The 14,796-nt window shown below is 70.9% G+C and carries 14 protein-coding genes and 1 pseudogene; 7 read left to right on the forward strand and 8 right to left on the reverse strand.

The window, feature by feature from the left end; all coding sequences use genetic code 11:
* Positions 1-303, forward strand: a pseudogene (locus QMK34_RS18515) (lipase); the annotation flags it as partial.
* 78 nt (positions 304-381) lie between these two features.
* On the opposite strand, the gene QMK34_RS18520 reads toward QMK34_RS18515, so the two are convergent.
* Genes QMK34_RS18520 through QMK34_RS18530 form a run of 3 tightly spaced genes read right to left on the reverse strand, consistent with a single transcriptional unit; the run spans position 382 to position 3,262 of the window.
* Complete coding sequence (locus QMK34_RS18520; RefSeq protein WP_326415312.1) at positions 382-1,221, reverse strand: ABC transporter permease; 840 nt, start codon at positions 1,219-1,221, stop codon at positions 382-384.
* Positions 1,218-2,132 (reverse strand): ABC transporter ATP-binding protein, encoded by a 915-nt coding sequence (locus tag QMK34_RS18525; RefSeq protein WP_326415313.1) that lies wholly within the window; start codon positions 2,130-2,132, stop codon positions 1,218-1,220. Before QMK34_RS18525 ends, QMK34_RS18520 begins: the two co-directional genes overlap by 4 nt.
* Entirely contained in the window at positions 2,129-3,262 is a 1,134-nt protein-coding gene (locus QMK34_RS18530) for a hypothetical protein (protein WP_326415314.1), read from the reverse strand. Before QMK34_RS18530 ends, QMK34_RS18525 begins: the two co-directional genes overlap by 4 nt.
* Before the next feature lie 180 nt (positions 3,263-3,442).
* Here QMK34_RS18530 and QMK34_RS18535 point away from each other — a divergent pair, with 180 nt between their 5' ends.
* The 3 genes from QMK34_RS18535 to QMK34_RS18545 all read left to right on the forward strand — a co-directional run bounded on the left by QMK34_RS18535 (position 3,443) and on the right by QMK34_RS18545 (position 6,962).
* Positions 3,443-4,123, forward strand: a complete 681-nt coding sequence (locus QMK34_RS18535; protein ID WP_326415315.1) for an esterase/lipase family protein — start codon at positions 3,443-3,445, stop codon at positions 4,121-4,123.
* A gap of 129 nt (positions 4,124-4,252) precedes the next feature.
* On the forward strand, positions 4,253-5,668 hold the full coding sequence (locus QMK34_RS18540; RefSeq protein WP_326415316.1) for an FAD-binding oxidoreductase: 1,416 nt from the start codon (positions 4,253-4,255) through the stop codon (positions 5,666-5,668).
* 28 nt (positions 5,669-5,696) lie between these two features.
* A complete protein-coding gene (locus tag QMK34_RS18545) occupies positions 5,697-6,962 on the forward strand; it encodes a cyclopropane-fatty-acyl-phospholipid synthase family protein (RefSeq protein ID WP_326415317.1) in 1,266 nt (421 codons plus the stop codon).
* On the opposite strand, the gene QMK34_RS18550 is transcribed toward QMK34_RS18545, so the two are convergent.
* From QMK34_RS18550 to QMK34_RS18560, 3 genes are all read right to left on the reverse strand, one after another.
* Positions 6,959-7,336, reverse strand: coding sequence for a VOC family protein (locus QMK34_RS18550; protein WP_326415319.1), 378 nt, complete (start codon positions 7,334-7,336; stop codon positions 6,959-6,961). The two genes, QMK34_RS18545 and QMK34_RS18550, sit on opposite strands and share 4 nt — an antisense overlap.
* Positions 7,333-8,235 carry a hypothetical protein gene (locus tag QMK34_RS18555; protein WP_326415321.1) on the reverse strand — a complete coding sequence of 301 codons (903 nt, stop codon included), beginning with the start codon at positions 8,233-8,235 and terminating at the stop codon, positions 7,333-7,335. The genes QMK34_RS18550 and QMK34_RS18555 overlap by 4 nt, the downstream gene beginning before the upstream one ends.
* A 67-nt stretch (positions 8,236-8,302) precedes the next feature.
* Entirely contained in the window at positions 8,303-8,860 is a 558-nt protein-coding gene (locus QMK34_RS18560; RefSeq protein ID WP_326415322.1) for a PadR family transcriptional regulator, read from the reverse strand.
* A 186-nt stretch (positions 8,861-9,046) separates the two neighbouring features.
* Between QMK34_RS18560 and QMK34_RS18565 the strand changes: the two genes are divergently transcribed.
* Positions 9,047-10,036, forward strand: a complete 990-nt coding sequence (locus QMK34_RS18565; RefSeq protein WP_326415324.1) for an FAD-dependent oxidoreductase — start codon at positions 9,047-9,049, stop codon at positions 10,034-10,036.
* 67 nt (positions 10,037-10,103) lie between these two features.
* On the opposite strand, the gene QMK34_RS18570 is transcribed toward QMK34_RS18565, so the two are convergent.
* Complete coding sequence (locus QMK34_RS18570; protein ID WP_326415326.1) at positions 10,104-10,292, reverse strand: hypothetical protein; 189 nt, start codon at positions 10,290-10,292, stop codon at positions 10,104-10,106.
* A 73-nt stretch (positions 10,293-10,365) separates the two neighbouring features.
* Here QMK34_RS18570 and rnhA point away from each other — a divergent pair, with 73 nt between their 5' ends.
* Together rnhA and QMK34_RS18580 are read left to right on the forward strand one after the other, a co-directional pair.
* Positions 10,366-10,890 (forward strand): ribonuclease HI, encoded by a 525-nt coding sequence (gene rnhA, locus QMK34_RS18575; protein ID WP_326415328.1) that lies wholly within the window; start codon positions 10,366-10,368, stop codon positions 10,888-10,890.
* A gap of 226 nt (positions 10,891-11,116) precedes the next feature.
* The gene (locus QMK34_RS18580) at positions 11,117-11,536 is read left to right on the forward strand and encodes a nuclear transport factor 2 family protein (RefSeq protein ID WP_326415329.1); all 420 of its coding nucleotides are present in this window, start codon (positions 11,117-11,119) and stop codon (positions 11,534-11,536) included.
* Positions 11,537-11,539: 3 nt separating this feature from the next.
* Here QMK34_RS18580 and QMK34_RS18585 read toward each other — a convergent pair whose 3' ends face one another.
* A complete protein-coding gene (locus QMK34_RS18585; protein ID WP_326415330.1) occupies positions 11,540-14,749 on the reverse strand; it encodes a bifunctional cytochrome P450/NADPH--P450 reductase in 3,210 nt (1,069 codons plus the stop codon).
* Positions 14,750-14,796 lie beyond the last annotated feature (47 nt).

Raw genomic sequence — 14,796 nt, forward strand, 5'->3', positions numbered from 1 at the left:
CAGCAGCTCGAGCCGGGGAGCCCGCTGCTCGCCGACCTCGAGCGGCAGCCGATCCCCGCCGGGCTGCCGTGGCTGTCGGTGTGGACCGGCGACGACCAGACGGTGACCCCGCCGGAGACCGCCCGCCTCGACGGCGCGGTGAACGTGCCGGTGCAGGACGTCTGCGCGGATTCCCGGATCGGCCACGGCGACCTGCCCACCGACGCGGCCGTCACCGGCCTGGTCCTGCGCGGCCTCGGCACCGCCCCGCTCACCGCCCCCGGCCCCGGCGACTGCACCGCCCTGCGCGCCGCAGGCGCCTGACGGCGGACTGCCTCTGAAGGCCACCATGAGGGACTCTAACGCCCTCATGGTGGCCTTCAGGGACCTTCGGGAGGGGGGTCAGCTGGTGATGTCTTTGGTGCCGAAGTTGGCCCAGGCCGCGCCGAAGAAGACGACCAGGTAGCCCGCCTGCAGGAGCAGGCCCTTGTCGATGTTGTGCCAGAACACCGGGTCGCGGAAGAAGTCGATCCACGAGAGCCAGTAGTGCGTCGGCAGGTACGGCTTGATCGCCACGGCGGAGTCCAGCGTCTCCAGGATCGAGCTGGTGATCAGCACCGCCAGCCCGCCCAGCGCCGCGCCGAGCGCCGAGTCGGTCAGCGTGGACAGGAACAGCACGATCACCGCGAACCCGAGCATCGACACCACGATGTAGCCGATCGCGCCCAGCAGCCGCAGCCCGAGCGCGGTCGAGCTCAGCGACGCCCCGGACAGCGAGGTCACCCCGCCCGCCTGGCCGACGGCGCCCGGGGCCGCCGCGCCGCCGGAACCGAACAGGCCGACGCCCACGGCCAGCGAGGTGATGACCACCGCCACGATCGCCAGCACCACGAACACGGCCAGCGCCACCAGTTTCCCGGTCAGCAGTCGCGTCCGGCCGACCGGTCGGACCAGCAGGTAGCGCAGCGTCCCGCTCGCCGCCTCCCCGGCGATCGCGTCGCCAGCCGTCACCGCGACGGCGACCGGGAGGAACACCGGCAGCACCAGCGCCAGCGCGGCCGCCGGGTAGAGCGACCCGTTGGCCAGCACCGCGGACAGGAACGCGCCGCCCTGGCCCGGCGGCGGCGCGAAGTCCGCGGTGGCCAGGAACACCGCGACGATCGCGGGCAGCAGGCACAGCAGCAGCACGCTGACCCACACCCGGGGCCGCAGCGCGAGTTTCCGCAGTTCGACGCCGATCACGCGGGCCGCCGGTCGAAGCGGTCCGAACCGGAACCCGTCACTTCGAGCACCACCTGTTCCAGTGAACGCCGCTCGGCGCCGATCGACACGACCCGCACCCCGGCTTCGACGAGCAGGGCGTTGAGTTTCGCCGGGTCCTCGTGGCGGATGACCAGCCGCTCGCCGTCCCTCGACTCCAGCTGGCCGTCCAGCACCGCGGCCGCGGCGTCCTGGTCCGGTGTGTCGAGCAGCACCCGCCCGGTGAGCGCGCGCAGATTTTCGACGTCGTCCTCCAGCACGAGCCTGCCGCGGTCGACGATGCCGACCCTGGTGCACAACTGCTCGACCTCGGCGAGCAGATGGCTGGACAGGAAGATCGTGGTGCCGCCCGCGTTCAGCGCGAGCAGCAGTTCGCGGATCTCCTTGATGCCCTGGGGATCCAGGCCGTTGGTGGGTTCGTCGAGCACCAGCAGCCGCGGTTTGCGCAGCAGCGCGCCCGCGATCCCGAGCCGCTGCCGCATGCCCAGCGAGTACGCCTTGACCGGGCGGTTGTCGATCCCGGACAGACCGACCTGGTCGAGCGCCTCGCCGACGCGGCGGCCGCGGTCGCGCCGCCTGCCGCCGCGCCCGGCGGCGTCGAGCAGCGTCAGGTTCCGGCGGCCGGACAGGTGCGGGTACGCCGCCGGGCTTTCGACCAGGGCGCCGACCTCGGGCAGGATCTCCGCCACCCGTTTCGGGACCGGTTTGCCGAGCACCTCGATCTCCCCGCTCGTCGCGTAGACGAGCCCGAGCAGCATCCGCACGAGGGTGGTCTTGCCGGAGCCGTTCGGGCCGAGGAAGCCGTAGCGGTCGCCTTCGCGCACATCGAGACTCACCGCGTCGACGGCCAGCGTGGAGCCGAAGCGTTTGGTCAGCTCGCGGGTGACGATCACCGGCCACCACCCCGGCGCAGGACGGCCAGCGCGCGGCCCGCGGTCTCCAGTGAGGCCGGGGTGACCAGCCCGGCCAGCAGGTACGAGCGCCGGGAGACCGTCGAGTTCACGACCATCAGCGAAAGCGGCGGGATCGCCAGCGCGACAGCGGTGCCGCCGGGCAACTGGACCGACCTCGCCCCGCCTTTGGCCGCGGCGTCACTCGCGCCGTTCGCGAGATCGCGCGGGATGGCGAGGACGACGAACGACGCCAGCCCGGTGCCGTAGAGCCCCGCGCCCTGCACCCCGCCGAGCGCCGTGGTCCGCAGCGGCTTCCCGGCCAGCGACGACGGCAGCGGCGCCCGGCCGAGCGCGCCCAGCGCGGCGGTGACGTCCGGGGCCTTCGCCACGGCGAACCCGCTGCCCGGCGCGGGACGCGGCGGCTCCGCCAGCACGTCGGGCTGGGTCTGGGCGAGCTCCTCGAAGGAGGTGGTGAGCACGGGTGCGGTCTGTCCTTTCGCGGTCAGTTCGACTTGGACGGCCACCCCGGTACCCGGATCCGCCCAGACGTCGATCCGGCCGACCGTGGTGTCCGGATCGGCCGGGGTCAGCCGGATCCCGGCGGCCTCGACCCCGGCCACCCGGCGCGCGGGCAGGGCGTCGACCCGGTCGCCGGGCGCGGCCGCGAGCAGCCGCCTGGCCAGCTCGGGCGGCAGCAGGTCCGCGGCTCTGGGCAGCCGGACGGGCGGTTCGCCGAGGAACTGCGTGAGCGTGTTGGCGCCGTAGTCCCAGCTGTACTCGCTGTCCGCGGTGCGGGTGAGGTCCCGCTCGCCGCTCGTGGTCAGCACGTCCACCCGGTAACTGTCGGGAGAGGAGTACCAGGCGCGCAGCTGCGTGGTGCCGGTGAACAGCTTGGTGACGTCGGCGAGTTTGGGCAGGTCGGGCAGCCCGAGCGACCCCCGGCTCTCGGCGTAGCCCTGGTAGGGCTGCCGGGCCGACGCGGCGATCAGCGCGCGCAGCCGCCCGGGGTCGGCCGAGGCCCCGGCGGGCAGCGCCGCGACCACCAGCGGCACCGCCACCAGCACCGCGGCCACCGCGCTCACCAGTGCCCAGCGACGGCCTTTCGTGCGGTTCGCCAAGCGCAAGGGCACCACCGTTCCTGGTCTCGTCCCCTCTTTGTACGCCGCCAGCCTGTGAGACCTCCCTCTTGTTTCCTTACGGATCGCGAACGCGTCCGGTTCAGGCTCGCCCCGACTGGGGGATGGCCGAGCGGCGGGAAAGCCGCTGTGCTGAGGGGAACGATCTCGGCGACGAAGACGAGAGGCACCCTCATGAGACGCTGGTTCCCGGTGGCGATCGCGCTGGCCTGCGGGGCGGCGACGGCCCTGTTCCCCGGCTCCGCCTCGGCGGCCCCCGCGCACGACCCGGTGGTGTTCGTGCACGGCTACGGCGGTTCGGCTGCCGAGTTCTCGGTGCTCCGGCAGGCCTTCCTGGACGCGGGTTACCAGCCGGGCGAGCTCTATTCGCTCGACTTCTCCAACACCCAGCTCAACGAGGTGACCGCGGGGCAGCTGGCCGGGCTCGTCGGCACCGCGCTGGCCGAGACCGGCCGGTCGAAGGCGGATCTCATCGGCTTCTCGATGGGCAGCCTCAGCTCGCGCTACTACCTCAAGAACCTCGGTGGCACGGCCGAGGTGGCGCATTTCGCCAGCATCGCCGGGGCGAACCACGGCACGCTACTGGCGTACGGCTGCGCGCTGATCACCGCGGACCAGGCCTGCCCGCAGCTGCAGCCGACCTCGCCGCTGGTGCTGGGCGTCAACTCCGGCGACGAGACCCCGGGTCCCACGGTCTACGGCACCTGGGCCTCGCCCTGCGACCTCGCCGTCGTGCCCTCGGTGTCGATCCGCCTGGCCGGTGCCGACAACCACTGGACCTCGTGCACCGACCACGTCGGCACGCTCGCCAACCCGGCGGTCCAGGCGCAGGTGGTGGCGCTGTTCGGCACCTAGCCGGTTTACCGTGGCGCTGATAATCGACAAACCGACAATGTCCGGCGCTGTCTAGCGCTGTCCTGTGACGTAGCCGGACGCGGCCGTAAGGCGGGTGCGTCCGGCCGCCCGGTGCGAGATGATTGTTTGATGGCAAGCAAGCCCGAGGGCGTGGCCGAACGGCCGACCGATGAAGGGGCTTCCGGCTTCCCCGAGCACGACGCGCGCGTCGCGGCGCTGCGGCGTCAGCTGGCCGAGATTCCCGCGCACGGCCAGGTCCGGCTGGCGAAACGCACGTCCAACCTGTTCCGCTCCCGTGCCGCCGCGAAGACGCCGGGCCTCGACGTCTCCGGGTTCACGCACGTCCTTCACGTCGACCCCGAGACGCTGACCGCCGAGGTCGAGGGCATGGTCACCTACGAGGCGCTGGTGGACGCCACGCTGGCGCACGGGCTGATGCCGCTGGTCGTGCCGCAGCTCAAGACCATCACGCTGGGCGGCGCGGTCACCGGGCTCGGCATCGAGTCGTCCTCGTTCCGCAACGGCCTGCCGCACGAATCGGTGCTGGAGATGGAGCTGCTCACCGGCGACGGCCGCGTCGTCGTGGCACGCCAGGACAACGAGCACGGCGAGCTGTTCCACGCCTTCCCCAACTCCTACGGCACGCTCGGTTACGCGCTGCGGTTGCGGATCCGGCTGGAGCCGGTCAAGCCGTTCGTCAAGCTCCGCCACGTCCGCCACCACGACCCGCGTGAGTACTTCGAGGACCTTGGCGAGACCTGCCGGACCCGCTCCCGCGACGGCGAACAGGTCGACTTCGTCGACGGGACCGTCTTCGGGGCCGACGAGCTGTACCTCACGCTGGGCACGTTCGTCGACGAAGCGCCCGCGACCAGTGACTACACCTGGCTCGACATCTACTACCGCTCGATCCAGCAGCGCGAGACCGACCACCTGACCACGCGGGACTACCTGTGGCGCTGGGACACCGACTGGTTCTGGTGCTCCCGCGCGTTCGGCGTGCAGAACCGGTTCGCGCGGCGGCTGCTGGGCCGCCGTCTGCTGCGCTCTTCGGTCTATTGGAAGGTCGTCGCCCTCGAACGGCGGTTCGGGGTGGCCGCCAAGATCCTGCGGTTGCGCGGCCTGCCGCCCGAGGAGACCATCGTCCAGGACATCGAGGTGCCGCTGGATCGCGCGGGCGAGTTCCTCGCGTTCTTCCAGCGGGAGATCCCGATCAGCCCGGTCTGGATCTGCCCGGTACAGCAGACCTCCCGCGAGGTCCGGTGGCCGCTCTACGAACTGGACCCGGACGCGCTGTACGTCAACTTCGGGTTCTGGTCGGCCGTGCCGCTGGAGCCCGGTGAACGGGACGGCGTGCACAACAGGCTGATCGAACAGACCGTCTCGGACCTCGGCGGACGCAAGTCGCTCTACTCCGACAGCTTCTACGCCGAAGACGTCTTCTGGCGTTTGTACAACGGTCCGGCCTACCGTGCGGTTAAGCGGCTGTATGACCCGAATGCCCGGCTGCTAGATCTGTACGACAAATGCGTCCGGGGTCGTTGACCCCCCGCGTGAGCCAGAAAGAAGAGTCATGAGCAGGACAGAGCCCTCCGTCGGCAAGATCTTCGACCGTGTCCTCGGGTCGGGCGGCGAGGTGTCGATCACCGCCTACGACGGCAGTTCCAGCGGCCCGGCGGACGCGGGGGTCAAGATCGAGATCCGGTCCCCGCTCGCGCTGAGCTACCTCGTGTCGTCCCCCGGCGATCTCGGCCTGGCCCGCTCGTACGTGGCGGGCGCGCTGGAGGTGCACGGCGACCTCTACACGGCGTTGCGCGCGCTGGTCTCCCAGGTCGACCAGCTCAGCGCCGCGGACCGGTTGTGGCTGCTGCGCGAGCTGGGTCCCCGGCACCTGCGCCGGGTGCCGCTGCCGCCGGAGGAGCTGCCCGGCCGGTTCCGCCGCAACGTCGACGGCCTGCGCCACTCCCGCACCCGTGACAGCAACGCCATTTCCCGGCACTACGACGTGTCCAACCGGTTCTACGAGCTGGTCCTCGGCTCGTCGATGGCCTACACCTGCGCGGTGTTCCCGGAAGCGGACGCGACGCTGGAGCAGGCGCAGGAGAACAAGTTCGACCTGGTCTGCCGCAAGCTCGGGCTCAAGCCAGGGATGCGGCTGCTCGACGTCGGGTGCGGCTGGGGCGGCATGGTGGCGCACGCCGCGCAGCACTACGGCGTGCAGGTCATCGGGGTGACGCTCTCGCGCGAGCAGGCACTGTGGGCGCAGAAGGACATCGTCGCCAAGGGGCTCGCCGACCGGGCCGAGGTGCGGCACAGCGACTACCGCGACGTCACCGAGTGGGGTTTCGACGCGGTGTCGTCGATCGGGCTGACCGAGCACATCGGCGCCCGGCAGGTGCCGGCGTACTTCCGGTTCCTGTCCTCGAAACTCAAACCGCGGGGCAGGCTGCTCAACCACTGCATCACGAACCCGAACACCCGGGTGGCCCACCGCTCACGCGGGTTCATCGACCGGTACGTCTTCCCGGACGGCGAGCTCGAAGCCGTCGGCGAGATCACGTCGGCCATGCAGGACAACGGGTTCGAGGTCCGGCACGTCGAGAACCTCCGCGAGCACTACGCGAAGACGCTGGCGGGCTGGTGCGTCAACCTGGACGAGAACTGGACCGAGGCGGTCGGCGAGGCCGGCGAGGGCCGCGGCCGGGTGTGGGCGCTGTACATGGCCGCGTGCCGCCTCGCCTTCGAGCGGCACGAGCTCGAGCTGAGCCAGGTGCTCGGCGTCAAGGTCGGCGACGGCGGCGACGCGGGCATGCCCCTGCGCCCGGACTGGGGTGTCTAGCCGGGGATCTGCTGCAACGTCCAGGTGTTGCCGTCGGGGTCGCTGAAGGCCGAGTAGAGGACACCGCCCATGTCGTCGATCTCGCCCATCTCGACCCCGCGGCCCGCCAGTTCCTCGCGGGCCGCGCGGATGTCCTTGACGACCAGGTGGAAGCCCCGCTGCGAGCCAGGGACCATGTCCATGCCCGGCAGCCCGGACCACAGCAGGACGGAACAGCCCGAGCCGGGCGGCGTCAGCTGCACGATCCGGACGCCCTCGCCGACGGTCATGTCGTGGTCGGCGGCGAAGGCTGCCTTGTCCACGTAGAAGGCCTTCGCCCGGTCGATGTCGGTGACCGGGACCGGGACCAGTTCGAGCTTCATCTCCAGCGTCATCGGGTGAGTTTCGCCCGGCCACGGCCGCGGGGCAAGGCGGACAGCGCGCTCAGCCCGGACGCGGCCAGCACGGCCAGCGCCACCGCGGCGGTGGTGGTCGCGAGCGGTGACGCGGCCAGCGGAGAGACGCCGGTGAGGGATTCGAAGCCGGTCACCGCGATCAGGACGGCGTACGCGGCGGCCGCGACCCACACCAGCAGCACCCGCCGCCGCTCGCTCCACGCCGTGAACCCGAGCAGCCACGCCAGCGCCGGGAGCACCAGGATCGCGTGCATCGCCACGGCGTGCAGCGGTTTCAGCGCGCCCGCCGTCGTGTACGCCAGCTGCGCCTGCCCGCCCCTGGCCTCGACCACGCCGGTGGCGATCATCGCGGCCCCCGCGCCCAGCGCGATCAGCAGCGCGAGGAAGCCGAACCGGACGGCGATCCGCATGCTCGGGGCCGTCGCGCCCGTCCCCACCAGCGTGGCTCCGGCGAAGCCCAGCGCCGTCACGATGATGACGCCGCCACCGCCCGCCAGCGTCATGGACACCGCGTTGTCGAAGCCCGTCTCGAAGTTGAAATGCGAAGGCACGCCACGCCAGGCCTGCAGGCTCACCAGCACGACCTCCACGACACACGCCGCGGTGAACACCCCGAGCAGCAGCGTCCTGGCCCGCGGCCGGACCTCGACGAACGAGGTCGCCCACGCGACCGACGCCAGCGTCAGCCCGAAGGACAGCCCGAACGTGGCCGCCTTGCGCAGCGACAGCGGCCCGGACCACGAAGCGCCGGTCACGAGCAGCACCCCGACGTGCGCCAGGCCGCTGACGAAAAGCACGGCGCCGGTCGCGTAGGCGACGCGTTCGACCGTTCTGCCGTGGATCCAGCTTTCGCGTAGTGCGCTGCCGATGTCGCTCATGGACCCAGTGTCGACGGCTCAGCCCGCTGTCGCGTCCGACGTGGAGCGGCTTCGCGCGTACGCGCGTTTACGTAGCCGTGCCGTCGTTCTTGAGGTCTGTCAGTGACGCCTCGAGCCAGGCGAGTTCGGCCTGGCACATCGTGCGCAGGTAATCGATCTCGACGAGGTGGGCCGACGCGACCGCGGCGGTGAGGTCCGCGTCCAGCCTGACGATCTCTTCGCGCAGCGCGGACTGCCGCTGTTCGAGCGCGGCCAGCCGGGCCTCCGGCGGCACGCAGTCCAGGAAGGAGAGCGCGGCGGGGAACTCCGGGTACTCCTTGGCCGGGGTGCCGAGCATCTCCAGCAGCCAGCGTCGCGCCGTCCGCTCGCCGGCCTCCGTGACCTCGTAGACGGTGCGCTCCGGCCGGTGCTCGTCGCGGGCGGTTTCCTTGACCGAGATCAGATCGCTGCGTTCGAGCCGTTCGATGACCTGGTAGATGGCGTTGCGCTGGGAGACGTTGACGACGCGGTCCTTGTGCCAGCGCAGGATGAGGCGGCGCAGGCCGTACGGGTGCAGGGGCTGGCGGTCCAGCAGGAGCAGGACCGTCATCGCCAGCGGCGAGCGCCGGGCACTCCGAGTCGTCATCCGCACCCTGTCCCGATCTCGACGATTTTCGCCAGTATAGGCGGTTGGCCCGTACCCCCAGGGTGTCGAACGGATCAAGGTGTCCCTTGTGGACGAATGGGTTTGACGCATTACATTGATAGTCTTAATATGGCTATGAGCAGTAGGGCCAATCGATGGTGGACTGCCGGGCAGGAGGGGGGCTCCATGGCGCGATCGTCGTTCCACGTGCTGGTGATCGGCGCGGACGCCGGGGGACTGTGCCTGGCCCACGGTCTGGTCAAGGCCGGAATCGACGTCACGGTCTACGAACAGGACCCGGCGGGAATCGTTTTCCCGCAAGGATTCCGCGTCGGCTTGAGTGCGGGCGGCAGCCGCGCGCTGTACGAATGTCTTCCGCCCGAGTCCTTTGACTTGTTCACCGCGAGCTGCGCCGCGCCGCTGCGGCTCGGCAGCCGGTGGACCGAGAGCCTGCACAAGCTGGGCTCGACGGCGTTCCCCGAGCCGCCGGACCCGGTGGGCGGCGAGAAGGCGGTGAGCCCGGGGACGCTGCGGCAGGTCCTGCTCGCCGACGCGGGCGAGTTCGTGCGGTTCGGCCAGCGTCTCACCCACCACGAGCGCGATCGGGACGGCTCGGTGACCGCGTACTTCGCCGACGGCACCTCGGCCACCGGTGACGTGCTCGTGCCCTTCCGCGTCCGTCCGGAGCACCCGTCGCACACCGGGACGGTCGGCGGGCGGGTGCCGCTGACGGCCGAGGTCCGGCAGCTGCTCCCGGCGGAGATGAGCAAGGGCGTCTCGATGATCTTCGCGCCGGGCGGGTACTTTTTCCTTTCCCACGCGATGGAGTTCGACGCCGAGCGTCGTCGCGCGCTGCGCCCCGGCGTCGGCGAGCAGGACGTCGACCACCTCGCCTGGACCGTCACGGTGCCCGACGGGGAGCGGCTGCGGGACCTTCGTGGCGAGGAGCTGCTCACCACGATCCGGTCGCTGACCCCGGCATGGTCGCCCAAGCTGCACAAGCTGTTCGGCCTCACCGATCCCGCCACCTGCTTCACCGGCACGTCCGCCCAGGAGACAGGGGTCGACACGGCGTTGCGTGACGCGAGGATCCTGCGCGCCAGGCTCGTCGCCGCCCGTGACGGCGGGTTCACGCTGCAGGAGCTGGAGACCCGCGAGTGCGCCCAGCGTCGGTGAACCGGCGCCCAGGAGTCCTTTATGGACACCCGGTCGCCGAAGCTCATCGACCTGGGCCGAGCGGTGGTCAGTCGCGGGGACCCTGGCGGCGGCCGACCGCCTTGCCGATGAAGTAGCCCAAGATCAGGCCGACGATCAGGCCGATGACGATGAAGAAGATGACGGTCGCGGCGGCGATCTTGCCCGCGGTGCCGAGGAAGCTCGCTTCGATGTCCTGTGCGGCGAGCACGGCCTGGGTGAGTGCGTAGTGAGTCATGATCCCAGGATGGCAGCCCTTCCCCCGCGGTGCGCGGCGGCGTTCGCCCCTCCGGCCGGATAAGGTGCTGCGCGTGGATCAGGAAGCTGAGCAGACGGTGGTCATCCATACCGACGGCGCGTGCCTGGGCAATCCCGGCCCCGGCGGGTGGGGGGCCGTGCTGCGCTACGGTGACCACGAGAAGACGCTGTGCGGGGGCGAAGCGGGCGAAACGACCAACAACCGCATGGAGCTCACCGCGCCGGCCCGCGCGCTGGACAGCCTGAAGCGGCCGTCGGTGGTGCGGCTGTACACCGACAGCACCTATGTGCGCAACGGCATCACCAAATGGGTGGCGGGCTGGAAGAAGAACGGCTGGCGCACCGCGGCCAAGCAGCCGGTCAAGAACGTCGACCTCTGGCAGCAGCTGGAAGCGGCGGTCAGCAGGCACGAAGTGGAATGGCACTGGATCAAGGGCCACGCCGGTCATGCCGACAACGAACTCGCCGACCGCCTGGCGGCCAAGGGCCTCGAGGAGGCGCAGCTCGCCGCGAGTGAGTCCGGGCAGGCGCCGGTGCGCCGCGCGCGGGAAACGCCACCGGTGGCCTCGCTGTTCTGAGAACGCCGTTTCATACCGCCATGACCGTTTCATGCGTGCCCCTGAAGGCCACCATGACAGCGTTAAACGCCGTGAAGGCTCCCATCAGGGCACACGGCAAGCCTGGGGTGGCGACTGAAGGAGACTTTCCCTCGACTCAACCTTGCAAAAGTTTCCGGACGCCTTCTGAGTAGGGGAGTGGTCCACTGACACAGGACGTCAGTGGATCACTCGTAGTGTCCAAGACATGGACACCCCCACCCGTGCCACGGTCGCCGAGTTCCTCCGCCGGGTCGGCGAAGGCGAGCCGGACCGGATAGCCGCGTTGTTCGCCGACGAGGTCGACTGGCTGCTGGACTGGCCGGCCGAAGCGCATCCGGCGACGCCCTGGATCCGGCCCCGCTCGACCCGCGCCGACGTCGCCGACCACTTCCGTGCCCTCGGTTCCTTCCACCGGCCCGACGCCAGGGAGCCCGCGCGGCCCGAGGTGCTCGTCGACGGGCCGGACGCCGTCGTGTTCGTCGAGCTCCGCCAGACCGTGCGGGCGACCGGTAAGCCGTACACCGCGTTGTGCGCGCTGCGCCTCACCGTCGAAGACGGCCTGATCACCCGCTATCACGTGTACGAGGACAGCCTTTCCGTGGCGAACGCCTTCGCCACGTCCTGAGCGTCAGCCCGCCCAGACGTCCTCGACGTACCGGTCCTCGGCGATCAGCTTGTCCAGCCACGCGGCCGCCGCGGCCTCGTCGCCGCCGGTTTCGGCGCGCTGGATGCCCTTGAACGCCGCCCGTACCGCGGGCGCCATGCCCTTACCGTCACCGCAGACGTACACGCGGCCGCCGTCCGACAGCACCTGCCAGACGTCGTCGGCGTCGGCCGCGATGCGGTCCTGGACGTACTTAACGCCGTCGACCGCGGCGCGGGAGAACGCCGGGCGCATCGAGATCACGCCCGCCGCCTGCGCGGCTTCGAGTTCCGCGCGGTGCAGGTAGTCGACGTCGGGGTGGCGGACGCCGAAGAAGCACAGCCCGGTCCCGAGTTTCTCGCCCGCGGCGGCCTGGTGCGCGCGGTCGCCGATGAACCCGCGGAACGGCGCGAGCCCGGTGCCCGCGCTGACCATGATCACCGGCACTTCCGGCTCCGGCGCGCGGAAAGCGGCGCGGGCTGGGTCGACCCGCGCGCGGATCTCGTCACCCTCGACGAGGCCCGCGAGGTAGTACGAGGAGACGCCGTGGAACGTCCCGGCGCCGCTGCGGGCCGGGCCGGCCAGCACGCCGACGATCAGCTCGATCTCGTCCGGCTTCGCCATCGACGAGGACGAGATCGAGTAGTGCCTGGCCTGGATCGGCGACAGCATCTCCAGGAACAGCTCGGGCGCCAGCCCGCAGGCCGGGTTCTCCTCCAGCAGGTCGAGCACGCTGCGCCCGCGGTCGACGACGTGCTCGGCGAATTTCGCCGGGTCCGCGACCAGCCCGTCCAGCACCGCCCGCTCGGGCGGGCACGGGTTGCACCCGGCCAGGACGGCGACCTGCGCGGCGGTCGCGGGGTTCTGCAGCTCGACGAAGTGCGTCAGCAGCTGCCGGATGGTCAGCGGCCGGTCGACGGGCAGCGCGCGCCGCGTCTTCTGCCGCGGGTTGACCGCGACCACCACGTCCAGGTCGAGACCGAACCGGGCGGCCACCCGCGCCACCAGGTCCGCGGGGTTGTCCGGGACGACGGTGAGGTGGTCGCCGGTGCGGTACGCGACGCCTTCGGGCAGCCGGATCCGCAGGTGCCGCTTGGACCGGCCGAGCGGGTTGTCGACGTCGACGAGCTCGGAGTTGGCCAGCACGGTCATCGGCGCGACCTCGTAGCGCGCGTCCAGCGCCGAGGTGACGCCGCCGGTGAGGACGCGGACGTCGTAGAGCCGGTCCGACGCGGGCTCGGCCTGCGGCAGCGCGTCCGGGTCGCCGTACTCCGTGAGGAGCCCGGCCCACAGGGTGTCGGACCAGGTCTCGTTGTCGCCGCTGAGGTCGCCGGAGGCGTCGGCCTCGCAGCGCTCCACCAGCCGGGTGGCGCCCAGCTCGGCGAGCCGGGCGTCGATCAGTGTCGGGATGTGCTGGTACGTCGCGGCCCAGTTGCGGTCGCCGACGCCGAGCACGGCGTAGCTCACGCCGGTCAGGTCCGGCGACGAGTCGGCCAGCCAGGCGACGAATTTCGCGGCGTCGTCGGTCGGCTTGCCGTGGTAGGAGGCGGCGACGATCACGAGCGGGCCGCTCGTCGGCAGCTTGTCGACGTACTCGTCGAGCGACGACGCCGACGAGGTGAACCCGCGGTCGCCGCCCTCGTCGGCCAGCTGCTTCGCCAGCGCCCGGCAGGTGCCGAGGTTGGACCCGTGCAGCACGGCCAGCGCGGTGCCCTGCTTCGCCCGCCCGGCCGTCACAGTGGTCGTTTTCTCTTTGACCGCAACGGAAGGACGCGCGCGGTCAGCGTCCTCGCGGCGGGCGAGGCCGAGCTCGAAGCCGGTGGGCTTGAGGGTCAGCGTCTCCTTGACCTTGAGCTGGTAGTCGTCGTGGTCGAGGAAGCGGTAGCGGTGGATCAGCATGCCCAGCAGCAGCGTCGCCTCGTGCAGCGCGAACTGGCGGCCGATGCACGCGCGCTCGCCGGTGCCGAACGGTTTGAAGGCGTGCACGGGCCTGGCCTTCTCCCGCTCGACGGTGAACCGGGACGGATCGAACGCCTCGACGTTGTCGCCCCACGCCGGATCGCGGTGCAGCGACGGCGTCAGCACGACTACCCATTGCCCCTTCTTGAGCGGATACCGGCCGCCGAGCACGGTGTCCTCGGTGGCCTCCCGCGAGTACGCGGCCGCGGTCGGCCAGAGCCGCAGCGCCTCGTTGAGCACCTGGCGGACGTACCGCAGCTTGCCGACCTCCTCGAACGTCGGCTGCGGATCCGGCTGGTCGCCCCACATCGCGTCGACCTCTTCGCGTGCCCGCTGGAGCACGACCGGGTGCTTCGCGAGGTAGTACAGCGCGAACGAGAGCGCGCCCGAAGTGGTCTCGTGCCCGGCGATCAGGAAGGTGATCACCTGGTTGCGGATGTTGGTCTCGTCGAGCTTCTCGCCCGAAACCGGATGCGGCGCGTTGAGCATCAGGCCCAGCAGGTCGTCGGTCGAGGTGTCGCCGCTTTCCTTGCGGGCTTTGACCACGTCGTCGACGATGCCGGCCATGAGCTTCGCGTCCTCGGTGAACCGCTCGTCGGCGCCGCGGTTGAGCAGCGGGCCGATCCACGGCAGCTCGCGACCCTTCGCCTGCGCGTGCGCGAGCCCGCGGACGAGCGCCTGCACGAACGGGTGCGGCTCGCGCCGGTCGAAGGACTCGAAGTCGAACCCGAACCCGGCGAGCCCGATCGTGTCCAGCGTCAGCCGGGTCATGTCGGCGGCCACGTCGACGGGCTCGCCGCTTCCGGTGTGCTCGTCCCACGCGGCGACGAGCCGGTTCGCGACGTCGAGCATCGTCGGGTGGTAGCCGCGCATCGACTGCAGCGCGAAGGCGGGCAGCAGGATGTCGTGCGCCTTCTGCCAGTTCGGCTCTTCGTTGTAGGCGGTGAACAGGCCGTCCCCGGCGATGCCGCGGATGCGGGTCAGCGCGGGCGCGACGTGCTTGGCGAAGCGGGTCTCGTCGGACAGTTCGGCGACCAGATCCGCACCGGAGACGAGGACGACCTCGTTGTCGAAGAAGCGTTTCGCGAAGATCGGCCCGAGCTCGCGCGCGAGGCGCATGTTGTCCTGGATCGGGGTGTCACCGGAGCCGCCCGCCACATCGCCGACGAACGGGACCCGTCCCGCGGGATGCGGGATCCCGGTCGTGTCGATGCCGGTGCTGTTGGCCGTTGTCATCGTTGTCACGCCTCACTTCGGTTCCTGGTGACCTGCTTTGTCCAGAG

The organism is Amycolatopsis sp. H20-H5, from assembly GCF_035828755.1.
Classification (GTDB): Bacteria; Actinomycetota; Actinomycetes; order Mycobacteriales; family Pseudonocardiaceae; genus Amycolatopsis.